General features: G+C 64.2%; 20 protein-coding genes. 9 read left to right on the top strand and 11 right to left on the bottom strand.

Annotated features, from left to right (window positions below):
* The 4 genes from ACE3TH_RS07755 to ACE3TH_RS07770 form a co-directional block, all read right to left on the bottom strand.
* The coding region (locus ACE3TH_RS07755) for a calcium-binding protein (RefSeq protein WP_374598932.1) at positions 1-1,602 on the bottom strand (1,602 nt) is incomplete at its 3' end.
* A 64-nt stretch (positions 1,603-1,666) separates the two neighbouring features.
* Complete coding sequence (gene ettA, locus ACE3TH_RS07760; protein WP_374598934.1) at positions 1,667-3,334, bottom strand: energy-dependent translational throttle protein EttA; 1,668 nt, start codon at positions 3,332-3,334, stop codon at positions 1,667-1,669.
* A 119-nt stretch (positions 3,335-3,453) separates the two neighbouring features.
* Complete coding sequence (locus ACE3TH_RS07765; protein WP_374598936.1) at positions 3,454-4,089, bottom strand: NrsF family protein; 636 nt, start codon at positions 4,087-4,089, stop codon at positions 3,454-3,456.
* Positions 4,079-4,645, bottom strand: coding sequence for a sigma-70 family RNA polymerase sigma factor (locus tag ACE3TH_RS07770; RefSeq protein WP_374598938.1), 567 nt, complete (start codon positions 4,643-4,645; stop codon positions 4,079-4,081). Before ACE3TH_RS07770 ends, ACE3TH_RS07765 begins: the two co-directional genes overlap by 11 nt.
* Before the next feature lie 162 nt (positions 4,646-4,807).
* On the opposite strand from ACE3TH_RS07770, the gene ACE3TH_RS07775 reads away from it, so the two are divergent.
* The 6 genes from ACE3TH_RS07775 to ACE3TH_RS07800 all read left to right on the top strand — a co-directional run bounded on the left by ACE3TH_RS07775 (position 4,808) and on the right by ACE3TH_RS07800 (position 9,552).
* Complete coding sequence (locus tag ACE3TH_RS07775; protein WP_374598940.1) at positions 4,808-5,110, top strand: DUF2282 domain-containing protein; 303 nt, start codon at positions 4,808-4,810, stop codon at positions 5,108-5,110.
* A gap of 13 nt (positions 5,111-5,123) precedes the next feature.
* Positions 5,124-5,990: a DUF692 domain-containing protein gene (locus ACE3TH_RS07780; RefSeq protein ID WP_374598942.1), complete on the top strand. Its 867-nt coding sequence runs from the start codon at positions 5,124-5,126 to the stop codon at positions 5,988-5,990.
* Positions 5,983-6,720: a putative DNA-binding domain-containing protein gene (locus tag ACE3TH_RS07785; RefSeq protein ID WP_374598944.1), complete on the top strand. Its 738-nt coding sequence runs from the start codon at positions 5,983-5,985 to the stop codon at positions 6,718-6,720. The genes ACE3TH_RS07780 and ACE3TH_RS07785 overlap by 8 nt, the downstream gene beginning before the upstream one ends.
* Before the next feature lie 10 nt (positions 6,721-6,730).
* Positions 6,731-7,189, top strand: a complete 459-nt coding sequence (locus tag ACE3TH_RS07790; RefSeq protein WP_374598946.1) for a DoxX family protein — start codon at positions 6,731-6,733, stop codon at positions 7,187-7,189.
* A gap of 60 nt (positions 7,190-7,249) precedes the next feature.
* Positions 7,250-7,975 (top strand): helix-turn-helix domain-containing protein, encoded by a 726-nt coding sequence (locus tag ACE3TH_RS07795; RefSeq protein ID WP_374598948.1) that lies wholly within the window; start codon positions 7,250-7,252, stop codon positions 7,973-7,975.
* An 80-nt stretch (positions 7,976-8,055) separates the two neighbouring features.
* Entirely contained in the window at positions 8,056-9,552 is a 1,497-nt protein-coding gene (locus ACE3TH_RS07800; RefSeq protein ID WP_374598950.1) for a serine hydrolase domain-containing protein, read from the top strand.
* Positions 9,553-9,555: 3 nt separating this feature from the next.
* On the opposite strand, the gene ACE3TH_RS07805 is transcribed toward ACE3TH_RS07800, so the two are convergent.
* Both ACE3TH_RS07805 and ACE3TH_RS07810 read right to left on the bottom strand, forming a co-directional pair.
* Positions 9,556-10,167 (bottom strand): TIGR02466 family protein, encoded by a 612-nt coding sequence (locus ACE3TH_RS07805; protein ID WP_374598952.1) that lies wholly within the window; start codon positions 10,165-10,167, stop codon positions 9,556-9,558.
* A 43-nt stretch (positions 10,168-10,210) separates the two neighbouring features.
* Positions 10,211-10,969: a tRNA1(Val) (adenine(37)-N6)-methyltransferase gene (locus ACE3TH_RS07810; protein ID WP_374598954.1), complete on the bottom strand. Its 759-nt coding sequence runs from the start codon at positions 10,967-10,969 to the stop codon at positions 10,211-10,213.
* Between the two features lie 114 nt (positions 10,970-11,083).
* Here ACE3TH_RS07810 and ACE3TH_RS07815 point away from each other — a divergent pair, with 114 nt between their 5' ends.
* Positions 11,084-12,100, top strand: coding sequence for a polyprenyl synthetase family protein (locus ACE3TH_RS07815; protein ID WP_374598956.1), 1,017 nt, complete (start codon positions 11,084-11,086; stop codon positions 12,098-12,100).
* 8 nt (positions 12,101-12,108) lie between these two features.
* On the opposite strand, the gene ACE3TH_RS07820 is transcribed toward ACE3TH_RS07815, so the two are convergent.
* From ACE3TH_RS07820 to ACE3TH_RS07830, 3 genes are read right to left on the bottom strand one after another with little or no spacing between them, the layout of a single operon-like run.
* Positions 12,109-12,333: a YdcH family protein gene (locus tag ACE3TH_RS07820; protein WP_292169575.1), complete on the bottom strand. Its 225-nt coding sequence runs from the start codon at positions 12,331-12,333 to the stop codon at positions 12,109-12,111.
* A 37-nt stretch (positions 12,334-12,370) separates the two neighbouring features.
* Positions 12,371-12,850: a TIGR02444 family protein gene (locus tag ACE3TH_RS07825; protein WP_374598958.1), complete on the bottom strand. Its 480-nt coding sequence runs from the start codon at positions 12,848-12,850 to the stop codon at positions 12,371-12,373.
* Entirely contained in the window at positions 12,847-13,449 is a 603-nt protein-coding gene (locus ACE3TH_RS07830; RefSeq protein WP_374599334.1) for a UbiX family flavin prenyltransferase, read from the bottom strand. The genes ACE3TH_RS07825 and ACE3TH_RS07830 overlap by 4 nt, the downstream gene beginning before the upstream one ends.
* Positions 13,450-13,628: 179 nt before the next feature.
* Between ACE3TH_RS07830 and ACE3TH_RS07835 the strand changes: the two genes are divergently transcribed.
* Positions 13,629-13,802 (top strand): YdcH family protein, encoded by a 174-nt coding sequence (locus tag ACE3TH_RS07835; protein ID WP_292169571.1) that lies wholly within the window; start codon positions 13,629-13,631, stop codon positions 13,800-13,802.
* A gap of 78 nt (positions 13,803-13,880) precedes the next feature.
* On the opposite strand, the gene ACE3TH_RS07840 is transcribed toward ACE3TH_RS07835, so the two are convergent.
* Positions 13,881-14,552 carry a DUF1013 domain-containing protein gene (locus tag ACE3TH_RS07840; RefSeq protein ID WP_374598960.1) on the bottom strand — a complete coding sequence of 224 codons (672 nt, stop codon included), beginning with the start codon at positions 14,550-14,552 and terminating at the stop codon, positions 13,881-13,883.
* Positions 14,553-14,768: 216 nt separating this feature from the next.
* Between ACE3TH_RS07840 and ACE3TH_RS07845 the strand changes: the two genes are divergently transcribed.
* Positions 14,769-15,293: a beta/gamma crystallin-related protein gene (locus tag ACE3TH_RS07845; protein WP_374598962.1), complete on the top strand. Its 525-nt coding sequence runs from the start codon at positions 14,769-14,771 to the stop codon at positions 15,291-15,293.
* A gap of 108 nt (positions 15,294-15,401) precedes the next feature.
* Here ACE3TH_RS07845 and ACE3TH_RS07850 read toward each other — a convergent pair whose 3' ends face one another.
* Positions 15,402-16,373 (bottom strand): NAD(P)H-quinone oxidoreductase, encoded by a 972-nt coding sequence (locus ACE3TH_RS07850; protein ID WP_374598964.1) that lies wholly within the window; start codon positions 16,371-16,373, stop codon positions 15,402-15,404.

A 16,373-nucleotide genomic window follows, 5' to 3' on the forward strand; every position in this document is an offset into this window, starting at 1 on the left:
GTGGATCACATCGTTCCCGGCCAGGCCGATCAGGACGTCATAACCCGCCCCGCCGCGCAGGACATTCGAGCCCCCATCGCCCAGCAGCACGTCATTGAACGCCGACCCGGTCAGGTTCTCGATCCCGTTGAATGTGTCGGTCCCGCCGTCGCCATCGTTGGACGCCACGCCCGTGTTCAGCTGCGCCGTCACCCCGGCCGCCGCCGACGAATAGTCCGCCGTGTCGATCCCGGCACCGCCAATCAGCGTGTCATTGCCCGCCCCGCCGACCAGACGGTCGTTGCCATCATTGCCGTTGATGATTTCAGCAGCCGACGTTCCGATCAAAATGTCGTCGAGTGGGCTCCCATCTATATCGTCACCAGGCTGCCGAATACGATTGCCATTGATATCTCGAAGACCATCGGCAAAGAGCAGCCGTTCCACATTGACGAGCTGATCGGATCCGTCTGCGCCTGTGAGCGTCGTAGTGCCGTTGGCGGTGACCAAGGTATAGGTCGAGAAGTTCCCGCTTAAGACGACTACGTCAGTACCATCGCCGCCGTTGATGATGTCATTGCCGGTGCCGCCATCGATGATGTCATCGCCTTCGTCGCCGTTGATGATGTCCGACCCCGTGCCTCCATAAATAATGTCGTTTCCAGCGCCACCGGACAATGTGTCGTTGCCCTGCTCGCCATCAATGAAATCATCCCCTCCGCCACCACTGATAGTGTCTCGCCCGAGATAGCCGTAGAAAACATCACGACCTGATGAGCCGATGCCCGTATCGTCATCTTCCCCTAGGTCGACAATGCCATTGATCCCGCCTTTGGACAGATCAACAGTATCCGCCCCGGCGCCCATATCGACATCGCCATTGATGATCGAAAAGTTGGTCAGGATATCGGCCCCCACGGCGAGGAAGACATTTCCGTTGAGGGTGCCGTAATTGGCTATGTTTTGAATTGTTTGCTGTTGTGGCGAATACCCGCCATCTGCAGCAAAGATCGCGATATCAGCAGTTATGGTTCCGCGATTTATAATGTTCGGCGACGTAGCGGCATTGGCCAATCCGTCGACGACCAACCCGAAACTTTGCCCGTTCGACACAGCGGTTATCGAACCGGCATTTTCAAACGTCCCGCCATCGAAGCGATCGATGTATATGCCTGTTGCCCTGGCCTCTGCGGTCACCGTGATCGACCCGGTGTTGGTCAACCTCGCGCCGTTGACAAAATACAGACCCATCGCCGAGTTTGTACCGATCACGTCGAGGCGACCAGCATTTTCGAACACCTGCGATGGAGACCAGGTCAGCAATCCATAAGCGTTATCGCCCATGACCGAAACATTTCCGGTGTTGCGAATGTTGGCGAACCATTGGGGGGAGTAGAACCCATAGGTAGTGCCCGTGCCATGCACCTCCATGGATCCTGCGTTATGGACCAGTCCACTGGATACAAATGAGTAAAAGCCAATCGCACCAGCGCCTGTGGCTCTTATCAATCCGTAATTCACAAACGTGAAAGTCGAATTTTCTGAATAGAACGCTGCGCCTGAAGTGGACGTGTAAACTTCATCGCTTTCAATGATGAAATCCGACCGGATCGTTATCGTCACAAGAGCCCCCAGACCTCTGCTATGTCAAAAGGCATAGCAGGGGTCGGTGAGGCTGTCATGAGCGTTATCTGCCGAATTTCTGGAACTTGATCCGGTGCGGGATCAGGCTTTCGACGCCCAGGCGACGCTTCTTGTCTTCCTCATAGGCTTCGAAGTTGCCTTCGAACCATTCGACGTGACTGTCGCCCTCGAAGGCCAGGATGTGGGTGGCCAGACGGTCCAGGAACCAGCGGTCGTGGGAGATGACCACGGCGCAGCCGGCGAAACCTTCGAGGGCTTCTTCCAGGTTTTGCAGCGTCTCGATGTCCAGGTCGTTGGTCGGTTCGTCGAGCAGCAGCAGATTGCCGCCGGTGGCGAGGGTCTTGGCCAAGTGCACGCGGTTGCGCTCACCGCCCGAAAGCTGGCCGACCTTCTTCTGCTGATCGCCGCCCTTGAAGTTGAAACTGCCGACATAGGCGCGGGTATTGATCTCGCGCTTGCCGACCATCATCACATCGGTGCCGCCGCTGATGGCCTGCCAGATCGTCTCGTCCGGCTTCAGGTCGTCGCGCGACTGGTCGACATAGGCCAGCTTGACCGTCTCGCCGACCTTGATGGATCCGGCGTCGGGCTGTTCCTGACCGGTGATCAGGCGGAACAGGGTGGATTTACCCGCACCATTGGGGCCGATGACGCCGACGATACCGTTAGGCGGCAGCTTGAACGACAGGTCCTTGAACAGAAGCTTGTCGCCGTAGGATTTCTGCAGCCCCTCAGCCTCCAGCACCACATTGCCCAGGCGCGGTCCGGGCGGGATCTGGATATGGGCGTGGGTCTGGGCCCCGCGCATCGATTCCTGTTCCTCCACCATCCGCTCATAGGCGGCCAGACGGGCCTTGGACTTGGCCTGACGGGCCTTGGCACCGGAGCGGACCCATTCCAGTTCGCGGGTCAGGGCGCGCTGACGGGCTTCGGATTCAGACTGCTCCTGCACGACACGCTTGGTCTTGGCTTCCAGCCAGCTGGAATAGTTGCCCTCGTGCGGGTGGCCCTTGCCGCGGTCCAGCTCCAGCGTCCACTTGGTCACCAGGTCCAGGAAATAGCGGTCGTGGGTGACCAGGATGACGCAGCCGGGGAAGGCCTCCAGATGGTGCTGCAGCCAGGCGACGCTTTCGGCATCCAGGTGGTTGGTCGGTTCGTCGAGCAGCAGCATGTCGGGCTTTGAGAGCAGCAGCCGGGCCAGGGCCACGCGGCGCTTCTCACCGCCGGACAGGTTGGTCACCGCCCAGTCGTCGGGCGGGCAACGCAGGGCGTCCATGGCCATTTCGATACGGCTGTCGATGTCCCAGACGTCGCCGGCGTCGATCTTCTCCTGGAGGGCGGTCATCTCCTCCATCAGCTCGTCGGAATAGTTCTCGGCCATTTCCATGGCGATGGCGTTGAAGCGGTTAACCCACTGCTTCTCTTCGCACCAGGCCTCGACGTTCTCGCGGACGGTCAGGCTGTCGTCGAGCTGAGGCTCCTGCTCCAGATAGCCGCGCTTGATGCCGTCGGCGGCGCGCGCCTCGCCGTTGAACTCGGTATCCAGCCCGGCCATGATCTTCAGCAGGGTGGACTTACCCGAACCGTTGACGCCGACCACGCCGATCTTGGCGTCGTTGTAGAAGCTCAGCCAGATGTTCTCGAAAATCTTGCGGCCGCCGGGAAAGGTCTTGGTCAGACCCTGCATCTGGAAAATATATTGCTGCGCCATGAGGTGCGTCGCGCCCTGTCATTCGATCGGATGGGGAGGTAGGCGCGGGATGTAGCGACCCCAGCGCCGAGTGGCAAACCTCTAGCGGCCGGGCAGGGCGGTTTGAAGGCGCGATCGCCCTACCATCGAAAGACCCGTCGGCCGATCAAGGCCCCGATTGCCACGGCAATCGCCATGCCGAGGGTGTACCAGACCGCGACGAAGGCGGCCGTATGCTCCGGGCAGTGCAGCCCGTACAGGGTCGTGGCGAGGGCGCCGGTCAGCAGGCCCGCGGCGGCCCCGGCCAGCATGGGTCGGGTGGGAGCGAATGCCCGTGCCGCCCAGAAGACGAAGGGAGCCGCGATCAGGCTGAGCAGGACGATGTTGGGCGCACAGACACGGGCGCTGTCACCCATGACGGCGGGCATGCGATCCGGCATGGGCATGGCGATCAGCTCATAGGCGGCCAGTCCCAGAACACCTGCCAGGATCAGGCCCAGCACGAGAAGAGGCGCACGCGCACTGACACCGGGGCGACCCAGACGGTCCAGAAGCCAGAAGCCTGAAATGGCCAGGGCGATCGTATAGGCCGCCTTGGCCCAGAAGGTCGGCCCTCGCATGGCCAGCATAAGGTCGGCGCGAAAGCCCAGCCACAGGCCAACGGCGATCAGGACCAGGACGGCGGCCGGCACCAGGCACAGCAGCAGACGGCGCTCGGGCCGCCGCGCAGGGGGAAGGTCGGCCGACAGGGCGGTGATCAGGTCGTCAGTCTTCATCGGAAATCCCTTCATGCACCCGTGAGGGCGCAAATCGGGCGGTCAGGGTCTTCAGGCTGCGATGGACGCTGACCTTGGCGGCGGCGACGGAATAGCCGTGGCGTTCCGCGGCCTCGGCGACCGACAACCCCTGGACCCGGATGTCCTCGATCAGGCGACGCTGGCGCATCGGCAGGAGAGCCAAAACGCGGGTCAGATCGTGCCTTGCCGCGCCATCCTCGACCGTGTGATCGGCGAACAGATCGCCGGCGTCGTCCAGAGGCGCGGTGGGGCGACGTCCCTGACGGCGCAGGTGGTCGATCAGCTTGTGGCGTGCGATCGAGAAGGCCCAGGCCGTAAAGGGCTGGCTGGAGTCCCATGTGGCGCGCTTGGCGTGGATGGCGATCAATGTCTCCTGCACCAGATCCTCGGCGTCAGCCGCTCCGTCGTAAAGGCGTCGTGTGAAGAACGGCCGCAGATGGCCGCCCATGTCCGTCAACAGCACGCGCCAGGCCGCCGCGTCACCCGCAAGGCCACGCAGCATCAAGGCTTTCAGAAGAGCTTCGCGATCTGTCACGTCATGGGGTCCATACGCGCGCGTGAAGCAAAGGGTTACAGCCTGTCTGCCGAAAAGCCGACGCGATTTTCTCCAGCGTGGCTGTAACCGCCGGACGGGCCCCGGCGAATAGTGAGGTGTGACCGGACGACCGGCCACCACCATCTTCAAAGGAGCCTTCTGATGAACGCCAAGACCCTGACCTCCACCGGCCTGGTCGCCGTCGCCCTGGCCGCCGGTGCCAGCGCCGCCTACGCCCAGTCGACCCAGAACAACAACCGCCAGGCCCCGGCTCCCGCCGTCGAGAAATGCTATGGCGTCGCCATGGCGGGCAAGAACGACTGCGCCGCCGGCCCCGGCACGACCTGCGCCGGCACCTCGGTGCGCAACTATCAGGGCAACGCCTGGAAGAACGTTCCGCGCGGCACCTGCACCTCCATCCGCACGCCGGCGGGCAATGGTTCGCTGACCCCGATCACCCGCTGATCGGATCAGGCGAATGACCCACAGGCCGGCCGCGGTTCCCCCTTCTGCCCCCACGGCGGGGCTGGGGCTGAAATCCGTGCATTACGAAGAAGCCCTGGCCGCGTCGGCGGCCGGTCTGTGGTTCGAGGTCCATGCGGAAAACTATATGGTCGATGGCGGGCCCCGGCTGGCCTGGCTGAACGCCATTCGCCAGGACAAGCCGCTGTCCCTCCACGGCGTCGGCCTGTCGCTCGCGGGCGACCAGCCGCCGGATGAGGATCACCTGGCACGGTTGAAGGCCCTGTCGGATCGGTTCGAGCCTTTCGTCGTGTCCGAACATCTGGCCTGGTCGCGGCGGGGTGAGGTCTACCATCCGGACCTTCTGCCCTTCGTGCGCAGTCGCGCCATGCTGGACCAGATCTGCGCCAATGTCTCACGCACCCAGGACGTGCTGGGCCGGCAGATTCTGATCGAAAATCCCTCCCACTATCTGGATGTTCGCGGTCACGAGATGTCGGAGCCGGAACTGCTGAGCGAGTTGGTCCGGCGCACGGGCTGCGGCCTGTTGCTGGACGTCAACAACGTTCATGTCAGCGCGAACAATCTGGGCACCTCGGCCCTGGACTATCTGAATGCCCTGCCGGTCGAGGCCATCGGCGAAATCCATCTGGCCGGGCATGACCCCGACCCGGAGCACGGCGAGCGACTGTTGATCGACAGCCATGCCGCTCCGGTCTCCCAGCCGGTCTGGGCGCTCTATGCCCGCACCATCGCCCGTATCGGGCCGCGTCCGACGTTGATCGAGCGCGACGACAACCTGCCAGCCTTTGCAGACCTGATGATCGAGCGGGACCGCGCCGACGCCGTGCTGGTCGCGGTAGAGGAGGCGCTGCGTGCCTGAAGCATTTCACCGAGCGCTCGACGCTGCGATCACCGGACCGGATCAGGGTTTGACGCCATGGTTGGCCGGCGACCGGGCCGGACTGGCGGTCTATCGCAACACCGTGGCCAAGGGGCGGGCCGACGCCCTGGCCGGACTGTTCCCTACGGTGCAGCGGCTGGTGGGAGAGGACTGGTTCCGGGACGCCGCCCTGATCTTCGCCGCCGCACATCTGCCGACCAGTCCCGTCCTGGACGACTATGGGCAGGCGTTTCCGGCCTGGCTGGCCGGGTTCGAGCCTGCGCAATCCCTGCCGTATCTACCGCCCGTCGCGCGGATGGATCAGGCCTGGAGCCGGGCCCATCGCGCCGCCGACGCACCCGTGCTGACGGCTGACGGCCTGGCCGGGCGCGACCTGTTTGGTTCACGCGCAACGTTGCATCCCTCGGTCCAGCTGTTCTGGTTCGACTGGACCGCGCCCTCGATCTGGCTGGCCAATCGACCGGATGCGAACCCGGATCAGGTCGTCGACTGGACCGACAGCCCAGAGGGCCTGGTCATCCATCGACCCGACATGACGGTGCTTCATCGCCGGCTGTCGCGCGCGGAATGGCTGTTCCTCGACGGCTGCCGCCGCGACCTGCCGCTGGGCCGGGTGGCGCTGGAGGTCCATGGGCAGGCTCCAGATACCGACATCGCCCGCCTTTTCTCCGGCCTGCTGAGTGCGGGCCTGTTCACCCATCTGATCTGAAAGCTCGACCATGACCGATACTGTAGCCCATACCGCCGTGCGTCCCGCCCTGGCCTTCATCCACGACCTGATCGCGCGTCTGCTTCCGGCCTCCGTCATCAGCCTGATCATCCGCGTCGCCATTGCCGCGGTCTTCTTCCTGTCCGGCCGCACCAAAGTGGAGGGTTTGCTGGACATCACCGACAGCACCTACAGCCTGTTCGCCACAGAATATCAGGTGCCGTTGATCCCCAGCGACATCGCCGCCGATCTGGCCACCTATTCCGAGCATCTGTTTCCCATGCTGATCGTGCTGGGTCTGATGACGCGGCTTTCGGCCCTGGCTCTGCTGGGAATGACCCTGGTGATCCAGATCTTTGTCTATCCGCTCGGCTGGCCGACCCACCTGCTGTGGGGCGCGCTGCTGCTCTATCTCGTCCGGTTCGGCGGGGGGCCGGTCAGCCTGGACCGGGTGCTACGAATTCCCTGACTGCAGGCGCATCCAAATTCACCGCTGGCGGCCTCTGCCATGGTTGGAGGTGCGCCCGTCATGCCGATCAGAAAAGTCCTTTCCGCGAGTTGCGGCCGAACGGTGATGCTCAGTCACTACGCGGCCGGTGAGGAATGCCGGGCGCATCGCCATACTCAGGCGCAGCGCTCGCTGCTGCTCGCGGGAAGCTATGTCGAGGACAGCGAGGCCGGGCGGCGCGAAGTGCAATGTCGGACCCTGAGTATCAAGCCCGCCGGTTTCGAGCATGAGGACGAGTTCGGCCGTGCAGGGGCGCTGATCCTGTCGGTCGTGCATGAAGTCGGTGGCGAGGGAGCTAGCGACTATCATCTTTCGGTCTGGCCCAAGTCTGTACCGCCTCGAGCCATGACGGTGGGGGAGGGGGGCGGCCACGCATCGACTGGCGGTCCTTGCCCAGACATCAAACGGTCTGCTTGTAATCTCTCGTCGGCTCAGCCCTGGCTCGCCGAGGCGCGCCAGCGTCTGCTGGACCACCCGCAAGTCGCCATAACGGCACTGGCTCGAACACTGGGAAAACATCCGGTTCATCTGGCCCGACAGTTCCGCACGACGTTCGGAGAAGCACCATCCGAAGTCCGACAGCGTGATCGCACCGCGCGTGCGATCGATCAGATCGTGCGGTCTTCGCGTACCCTTTCTGACATCGCTTTCGATGTCGGCTTCGCCGATCAGGCGCACATGACACGGGCCCTGAAGGCGATGACGGGGTGGACGCCCGCAGATTTGAGGCGGGTCCTCGCGCATTGAGCCGACGCTTCATCCGTTCAAGACCCAAGCTGACCGCGGTGCCAATGATCGTCATCCTTCTGGTGATCATAGAGGCCCTGATGTCCCGATATCGAACCGTCTCGAGCCTGCTGGCGCTCACCAGCTTTCTTGTGGCCACTCCGGCCTGGTCAGAGCCGGGCACAACCCGTCAGGCCGCCGATGTCGATGCCTTCGTGCGGCATGCCATGGCGACGGTCGGAACGGTTCCAGGGCTGTCACTGGCGGTGGTCGCCGGCGAGGACGTAGTGATCGTCGCTGGCTATGGTGTGGCTGATATCGAGGCCCGCCATCCTGTCGATGCCGACACTGCCTTCTACATCGCCTCTGCCACCAAATCATTCACCGCCCTGGCGATCGCGCGCATGGGCGAGCGAGGCGAAGTTGACCTTGACGAGCCACTCAGCCGCTGGGCCGGCAAGTGTTCCTTACCAGCCGATCAGTCCGAAACCGTGACGCTGACCGATTTGCTCAGCCATCAATCCGGGCTGAGCAATGAGGCCATGGGTTACCGGCTGGCCTTCTCAGGCCAACATACCCCGCCCGTACTGCAAGGCTTGCTTGCCGAGACCAGGTTGAATGGCGAGGCTCCACGCGGCACCTTCCAGTACACCAACATCGGCTACAACATCGCCACGACGCTGATCGAAGGGCGCTTTGGACAGACCTGGCAAACCCTGGTGCGTGATGAAGTGCTTGTGCCCGCAGGCATGTCCCGCACGACGCCTTTTATATCCCAAGCTCGCGAGACGGGCACAGTGGCCACTGGCCATCTCGCCTATAGCGCCGCCGCAGCGTCACCCAGTCCGTTGCAGAAGGTGGACGAGACCATGCAGTCGGCCGGTGGCCTTGTATCGACGGCGCGTGACATGACCCGCTGGCTGGAGTTGCAGATCAACGATGGTGAGCTTGATGGCCGGCAGATTTTCCCGCCTGGTCTGGTCACTGCCACTCATCGCGCGCGCGTGGTTCAGGACCGCACGTTCGGCAGGTACCATCGCGACGGATACGGGCTGGGCTGGCAGACGGGCCGCTATGAGGATGACGCTCTGATCCACCACTTCGGCAACTTCGGCGGGTCCAGGGCGCATGTTTCCTTCATGCCCGAGCGGCGGTTGGGCGTGGCGGTGATGGTGAATGAGGACCTGGTCACCGGCGAACTGGCTGATCTGGTGGCCAACTATGTCTATGATCGGTTCGCCGATCTGCCTGACATCGAGGCGAGATACGACGCGCTTCTGGCCGAGATGGTCGCGACACGCGATCGCCGCCTTGCCACCTTGACGGCAGCGCGCGAAGAGCGCGCGGCGAGGCCTTCGATGCTATCGCGCCCGTTGGCGGACTATCTGGGCACCTATGAGAACTCGGCCATGGGAACCCTCATCGTCGACCAAGAGGATGGGCATCTGGTTGTCCAGTCCGGCGTCATGTCGGCCATCAGCGAGCCGGCGACGGACTTCGAAAGCATTCGTGTTGAACTGGTCCCGATGCAAGGACAGACCATAACTTTTGGCGCAGAAGGCCTGACATTCGACGGCCACGTCTTTGTTCGCCGATAGGCGTCAGGCGTAGTTAAAGCTGATCGAGATGCGTTCCGTCTTTGCGGCGTTTACCGGCACCTCATGGCGCAGCCAGCTTTCCCACATCAGGACCGTGCCTGCGCGCGGGGCCAGATAGACGAAGGGGCGCTCCGCCTCGGGGGCGTCAGCGTGGACACCGGGGCGGGCCATCATCATGGGCAGGCGGGGGTCTTCCAGCTTCAGGGCCGAGGCTCCGTCCGGGATATCGACATAGACGGTGCCGCTGAGGAAGGCGTGGGGATGGATGTGGCCGGTATGGCTGCCGCCAGGCTTGAGGATATTGACCCACAGGCTGTCCAGCCGGGGCTTGCGGGCCAGATCGAAGTTCAGGGCCCTGGCATAGGCGACGGCGTGGCGATCCAGATGCCGCTTCAGGTCGGCGAACTCCGGCAGGCGTTGGGGCAGGTCGGTCAGGGAGCCGTAGGAGGTGTAGCCGCGATAGCCGTGCGCCTTGCACCAGGCCCGGCCGGCATAATCCTCGACCGCCAGCATGCGGCAGGCCTCAGCCAGTTCGGCGTTGATGGCATCGAAGCCTGGTGTGTCGGCCAGACTGGCCTCGTAAACCTGGGTGACGAAGAGAGGGCGCAGGGACATGGCACCGCTTTAGACGAAGCGGTCGCCTATCAGAAGGCCCGGGCTAGAAGGGAAGGGCGGCCTCGCCACGCAGGATCGCCTCGGCCTCGGGCGTATGCTTGGCCCCGCTGCGGTCGTGCAGGATCAGGGGCGGCAATAGACGCAAGGGGGCGCGACCGGTCTTGATCGCCTGGACCAGCACCCGCTTGGCGGGCTCGTCCGTGTACGGATGAATGCCTCTAACCGAGAAAGACCCGGCCGTTTCGCCCAGAAGCGCCAGCAAGTCCGCGAGCCGATTCGCCCGGTGGATGACGACGATCCGTCCACCCTCGCGCACCGCCTTCAGCAGGAAATGCGTCCATGCCGCCAGGCCGTCATCGGCCATCCAGGCGTCGCGCTTGCCCGGTGCCGGTGCGCGCAGGGCGGCGGGATCGTCGAAGAACGGCGGATTGCTGATGGCCCAGTCGAACGGTGGCAGATCCAACGCTCTAAAGCCTGTGGCGACATCGCCCGTGACAATGCTGGCGGGGGCGCGGTTCAGGCTCGCGTTCTCGCGCGCGAGTTCCGCCATCGCGGCATCCCGTTCAAGCCCGACCAGCGCCATTTTCGGCTGACGCGCGGCAATCTGCATCAGTGCACCGCCGGCACCGCAGCCCGCCTCGATCAGGCGCTCGCCAGGCTTGCCCGCAACGGCGGCGGCCAACAGGGCGGCGTCCATCCCCGCGCGATACCCCTTGGCCGGCTGGCGCAGCCGCACACGCCCGCCCAGCAGGGCATTCTCGACGACCTCAGTTGTCAGGTGTGGCAGTGGTGCGACGGTCACGCGGCTTGACCCTTTCTTGGGCCATCACCATTGTGCGGTGCGTCGTCGTCAGGCAAGGCGGCGTCAGGATTTTCCGGCGCGATCCTTTCTCGCGCATGCCGAGCGAGTAAGCTGTTGGACGCTGTCACCCTGGCCGAACCCCGCATGAAGGGTGACGTCGAACCCCTGGTTCGGCTGGCGCGTGCCGACATGTCCGCCGTCGACCGGCTGATCGTGGCCCGCATGCAGTCGCAGGTGCCGGTCATCCCCCTGCTGGCCGACCATATCGTGGCGGCGGGTGGCAAGCGGTTGAGACCTCTGCTGACGGTGGCGGCCGCGCGAGCGGCAGGTGCAACGAGCGATATCGAGGCCCCGATCAAGCTGGCGGCGGCTGTGGAGTTCATCCACACGGCGACCCTGCTGCATGACGATGTGGTGGATGCGTCCCAGCTTCGGCGCGGCAAGGTGGCGGCGCATCTGATCTGGGGGGCTCCGTCCAGCGTTCTGGTCGGCGACTTCCTGTTCGCACGCGCCTTCGAGTTGATGGTCGAGACGGGCCAGATGCGTGCGCTCGGCATTCTGGCGCGGGCCTCCAGCGTGATCGCCGAGGGCGAGGTGCTGCAACTGACCCGGGCCCACGACCTGAATCTGGATCAGGAAACCTATCTGCGCATCATCTCGGCCAAGACCGCCGAGCTGTTCGCCGCCGCCGCCGAGGCCGGAGCCGTTGGGGCGGGAGCAGGCGATAAGACTGTGGAGGCTCTGCGGTCCTATGGCCTGAACTTGGGCTTGGCTTTCCAGCTGGCCGACGATGCGCTGGATTACGGCGGCTCGTCCGACGTTCTGGGCAAGAATGCGGGGGACGACTTCCACGAGGGCAAGGTGACAATGCCTCTGTTGCTGGCCGCCTCCCGCACCCGCGGCCGCGAGGATGCGTTCTGGGAGCGCACCATCAACAGGGGCGAGCGGACCGAGGACGATTTCCGCCGGGCGCGCGAACTGATCATTGGCACCGGAGCGGTCGCGACGACGCTGGATACGGCCTATGCCTATGCTGACGCGGCAAAGATCGCGCTGAAGGCGCTGCCTGCGGGCGAGTGGCGCGCGGCACTGGAACAGCTGGCGGATTTTGCGGTCAGCCGCGCCGCCTGATCGCCGCGTCAGGCGATGATGTCGGGCAGGATCAGGTTTTCGATCCGGACGATCTCGTCTTTCAGCGTCAGTTTCTTGCGCTTCAGCCGCGCGATCATCAGTTGGTCGGGAATAGGCATGTGGCCCAAGGCCTCGATTGAGGCTGACAGGTCGGCATGCTCCTGCTGAAGCGCCTTCAGCCGGGCCTCCAGGGCCTTGTCTTCTTCGCTCAGAAACGGTTCGTCGTCGTTCATGGTGGTCCCCGGACGGGCGCTTATATCGTGCGACCGCTCAGGCCGGAAGGCGTTCGGCCAGATGGACCAGGCCGGGGCGCGGAATGGATGACGACCAGATGCGGGCCACGGCCACCAGTGCGTCGATGGCGGGGCGCGCCGGGCCAGACGGAGATGGACTCAGCGCCTCCAGCGCCAGCAGCAGGCGACGCTCGGCGTCCAGTTCGGCGGCCTTGACCTGACTTCGTACAGCTTCGCGGTCGTCGTCATCCATATCGACGGCTTTGATCTTCAAGGCGCGGCGGACCGCCCGTAGCGGCGCGATGACGGTCTCTTCCCAGACGCGGGCCGTATCACAGGCGGCGTCTCGAGTGTCCTCATCCAGGGCACGCCCGGTAGCGGCCGTCCAGGCCGTCCAGAGCAAGAGGGGCACATTCTGACCGGCGCTATCCTGAAGCTCGAGACAGGTCTCGGCCACGCCGGGGCGGGCGTAGGCGGTCAGGACCCAGGGCCACAGGCTGTCGCTGCCACCGCTCATGCCTCCGGCGCGCCCTTGAGCCCGTCCCAGCGCCGCACGGCGGACCAGTCCAGCCCGAACAAATCCAGCGCCCGCCCGACCGACTGATCGACGATGTCCTCGATAGAGCCGGGCCGCGCATAGAAGGCGGGCAGAGGCGGCGCGATGATGGCCCCCATCTCGGTCAGGGCCGTCATGGTCCGCAAGTGGCCCAAGTGAAACGGTGCTTCGCGCACCAGCAGCACCAGCGGACGCCGTTCCTTCAGCACGACGTCGGCGGCACGAGTCAGCAGGTTGGAGGTCACGCCGGTGGCGATCTCGCTCATGGTGCGGACGGAACAGGGCGCGACGATCATGCCGAGCGTGCGAAACGAGCCGGATGCGATCGTGGCGCCGACATCCGCCAGCTTGTGCACCACATCGGCCCGGCCGGTCAGGTCGTCGGGGGTCAGATCCGTTTCCTGCGACAGCGTCAGCAGAGCCGCGCGGGTGACGACCAGATGGCTCTCGACGCCTAGTTCGCGCAGGGCGTCCAGTACGCGCACGCCGTAAGTCACGCCGGATGCACCGGAAATCCCGACCACCAGCCGCTGCGGCGGGTTCCGTATGGCTGTGTTCACAACTTCGGCCAATTCGGGCTCCAGGCTCTGTCTGTCCGGTCGGATCGGCGATCACCGGAATGTGATTCTACAGCCGGTCAAGCTGGGCGCTCACTAGTGGCGATACCGGGTCCGATGCGCAAGCCAGCGGGTCGGTGCCAGGGTGTCGCTATCGGTCCTTAGACATGGAGGCGAAAGCCATGACCATCGAAGCCCGTATCCGCGAACTGGGAAATCGTCATCGCAATCTGGATGAGACCATCCGGCGCGAGATCACCCACCCGGCCACGGATTCGCTTCGTGTGCGCGAGCTGAAGCAGCAGAAGCTCCGGCTCAAGGAACAGATTACCAGTCTGGAGGCGCGCGCCGGATAGCCGCGTCTCCGAAGTCCGAAATTGAAGACGGCCCCGGAGAACGATCTCCGGGGCCGTTTTTTCTTGGCGAGACGACGATCACTCCCTAGAGCCGAACACCGACTCCGCCGTGGGCTCGGCACCACGGCGTTCGCGGGCCTCTGGCACGAATTCTTCCTCTATCGGTTCAACGGGGGCGTCGGCGGGCTGCAGCGTTGCGCCGCCCTTCTTGGCGTCGTCCTTGGCTTTCTTGTCAGCGGCCTTCTTGACAAGATCGTCCAGTACGATTTGACCGACCAGACCCAGGGTCACGGGATCGACGGGCTTGATGTTGGCGCTGTTCCAGTGGGTGCGGTTGCGAACGCTCTCGATCGTGGACTTGGTCGTGCCCAGCAGTTTGGCGATCTGAGCGTCCGTCACCTCGGGGTGGTTGCGCACGAACCAAGCGATGGCATCCGGGCGATCCTGACGGCGCGACACCGGGGTGTATTTCGGCGCGGGCTTGGCCGCCTTCATCATCTCGGCGTGGCGGCTGACCACCGCCTTCATGCGGTAGTTTTCGTCGTTCTGGGCCTTGTCCAGCTCTTCGCGGCTCAACTGGCCGTTGACGAGAGGGTCGGCACCCCGGATGTCGCGCGCCACGTCGCCATCGGCGATGCCGCGCACTTCCAGCGGATGCAGGCCGCAAAAGTCGGCGATCTGCTCGAACGTCAGGGAGGTATTGTCGACCAGCCAGACCGCAGTGGCCTTGGGCATCAGAATGTCGGTCATGCGAGTATTCCGGTTCTAGGACGGGGCCAGAAAGTCGGGCTCCCGATACGACGGCGCCCGGCCTTTCGACCGGGCGTTGATATTTCGGATATAAGCGCATTCTCTGGAAAAGAAAACGAAAGCCTGCAATCTCGTACAGCCAAGGTTCATCAGGGACGTTGAACATTGGGGGCAATGGCGCGTTGGGCGTCTGAGACTGAATATTGGGAGGGTATCATGTTGCTTGAAGCATTGGCTGCCGCGGCGATGATGTCCGGGGTCGAGGCCCCGATGCAGGAACGCGGCGCGCCACGTGGCGACTATCGTGACAGCTGCAGCGGCGAATACGTGAATCGAGGGCGTCTGTATGCCGACTGTCGCACGAGACGGAACGACATTCGGGCCACATCAATCGAACTTGCCCGTTGCTCGAACTACGAGATCCGCAACACAGACGGGATTCTGACGTGCGGTCCCTATCGCGGCGACGATGAAGGTCGACCCGGTGGCGGTTATCCAGGCGGTCCCGGCGGAGGATGGAACCCGGGTGGCCCCGGCGGCGGCTATCCCGGCGGACCCGGCGGCGGCTGGAACGGCGGACGTCAGAGCATCGTCGTCTACCGTGACGCCAACTATCGCGGCCAGGCGTTGCAGTTCAACGGTGAGGTTTCCAACCTGCGCAACACCGGAATGAACGATGCGATCAGCTCCTTCCAGCTTCGCGGTGCTTGGGAACTGTGCACGGATGCCAACTTTGGCTGACGCTGCACCGTTTTCGACATCGACCAAACCAATCTGGCCCGCTGGCAGTTGAATGATAGCATCTCTTCGCTGCGGCCAGTTCGTCGCGGCGGCGGTCGCTGGTAGCGATCAGATCGTAAGCACGACCTTGCCGACATGGTCGCCCGCCTCGAGCTTGAGGTGGGCGGCTGTGGCGTCAGCCAGAGGATAGGTTGCTTGCACCGGCGGTCGCAGCTGGCCAGAGGCGATCCACGGCCAGGCGATGGTTTCGACCTGAGCGATCAATCTGGCCTTTTCGTCCGCCGGGCGTGCACGCAGAGTCGAACCGGTCAGAGTGATGCGCTTCATCATCACGGCGGCGAGGTCGATCTCTGCTTTCGCGCCTGACAGCGTTGCGATGACGACCCAGCGGCCGAACCGGTTGAGCACGGTCTGATTCAGCGCGGCGTAGTCTCTGCCGACCATGTCCAGAACGACATCGACACCGCCGAAGTCCGAGATAGCGGCTTGCAAGTCGTCGGCCGTGGCATCCAGACTGAGGTCTGCGCCCAAGGCCCGCGCCGCCGCAGCCTTGGTCGCCCCGCGCGAGGTGGCGATCACCTTCGCGCCCGCGGCCTTTGCCATCTGAATGGCCGTGACGCCGATCCCGCTGGTTGCGCCGTGCATCAGCAGAGTCTCGCCGGCCTTGAGCTCGCCTGCCTCGAACACATTGGCGAAAACGGTGCACACGGTTTCGGGCAGGGTAGCGGCCTGAACGAAGTCCATGTCTTGCGGAATTGGCAGGGCATGCCGGGCATCGACCACTGCCATCTCGGCATAACCACCGCCGCCCAGCAGGGCGCAGACGCGGTCGCCGATAGCCCAACGGGTCACGCCGTCCCCGACCTGATCGACTTCGCCGGCGACTTCAAGCCCCAGACCCTCTGGTGCGCCGGGCGGGGCAGGGTAGAGGCCCCGCCGTTGTAGAAGATCGGGACGATTGACGCCTGCGGCCCTGACCCGGATGCGGATTTCGCCGGGTCCCGCGATGGGTTCGGGCCGTTCGACCAGCCGGAGAGCCTCGGCTGTTCCGGAGCCGCCGTCGATGTCGATCGCCTTCAT

It is taken from the genome of Brevundimonas sp., from assembly GCF_041919755.1.
In the GTDB taxonomy this organism is placed as follows: Bacteria; Pseudomonadota; Alphaproteobacteria; order Caulobacterales; family Caulobacteraceae; genus Brevundimonas.

Coding starts and splice junctions, on each gene's coding strand:
- ettA (WP_374598934.1), bottom strand. CDS start 3,334: ATGGCGCAGCAATATATTTTCCAGATGCAGGGTCTGACCAAGACCTTT.
- ACE3TH_RS07765 (WP_374598936.1), bottom strand. CDS start 4,089: ATGAAGACTGACGACCTGATCACCGCCCTGTCGGCCGACCTTCCCCCT.
- ACE3TH_RS07775 (WP_374598940.1), top strand. CDS start 4,808: ATGAACGCCAAGACCCTGACCTCCACCGGCCTGGTCGCCGTCGCCCTG.
- ACE3TH_RS07780 (WP_374598942.1), top strand. CDS start 5,124: ATGACCCACAGGCCGGCCGCGGTTCCCCCTTCTGCCCCCACGGCGGGG.
- ACE3TH_RS07790 (WP_374598946.1), top strand. CDS start 6,731: ATGACCGATACTGTAGCCCATACCGCCGTGCGTCCCGCCCTGGCCTTC.
- ACE3TH_RS07795 (WP_374598948.1), top strand. CDS start 7,250: ATGCCGATCAGAAAAGTCCTTTCCGCGAGTTGCGGCCGAACGGTGATG.
- ACE3TH_RS07800 (WP_374598950.1), top strand. CDS start 8,056: ATGTCCCGATATCGAACCGTCTCGAGCCTGCTGGCGCTCACCAGCTTT.
- ACE3TH_RS07805 (WP_374598952.1), bottom strand. CDS start 10,167: ATGTCCCTGCGCCCTCTCTTCGTCACCCAGGTTTACGAGGCCAGTCTG.
- ACE3TH_RS07820 (WP_292169575.1), bottom strand. CDS start 12,333: ATGAACGACGACGAACCGTTTCTGAGCGAAGAAGACAAGGCCCTGGAG.
- ACE3TH_RS07825 (WP_374598958.1), bottom strand. CDS start 12,850: ATGAGCGGTGGCAGCGACAGCCTGTGGCCCTGGGTCCTGACCGCCTAC.
- ACE3TH_RS07835 (WP_292169571.1), top strand. CDS start 13,629: ATGACCATCGAAGCCCGTATCCGCGAACTGGGAAATCGTCATCGCAAT.
- ACE3TH_RS07840 (WP_374598960.1), bottom strand. CDS start 14,552: ATGACCGACATTCTGATGCCCAAGGCCACTGCGGTCTGGCTGGTCGAC.
- ACE3TH_RS07845 (WP_374598962.1), top strand. CDS start 14,769: ATGTTGCTTGAAGCATTGGCTGCCGCGGCGATGATGTCCGGGGTCGAG.
- ACE3TH_RS07850 (WP_374598964.1), bottom strand. CDS start 16,373: ATGAAGGCGATCGACATCGACGGCGGCTCCGGAACAGCCGAGGCTCTC.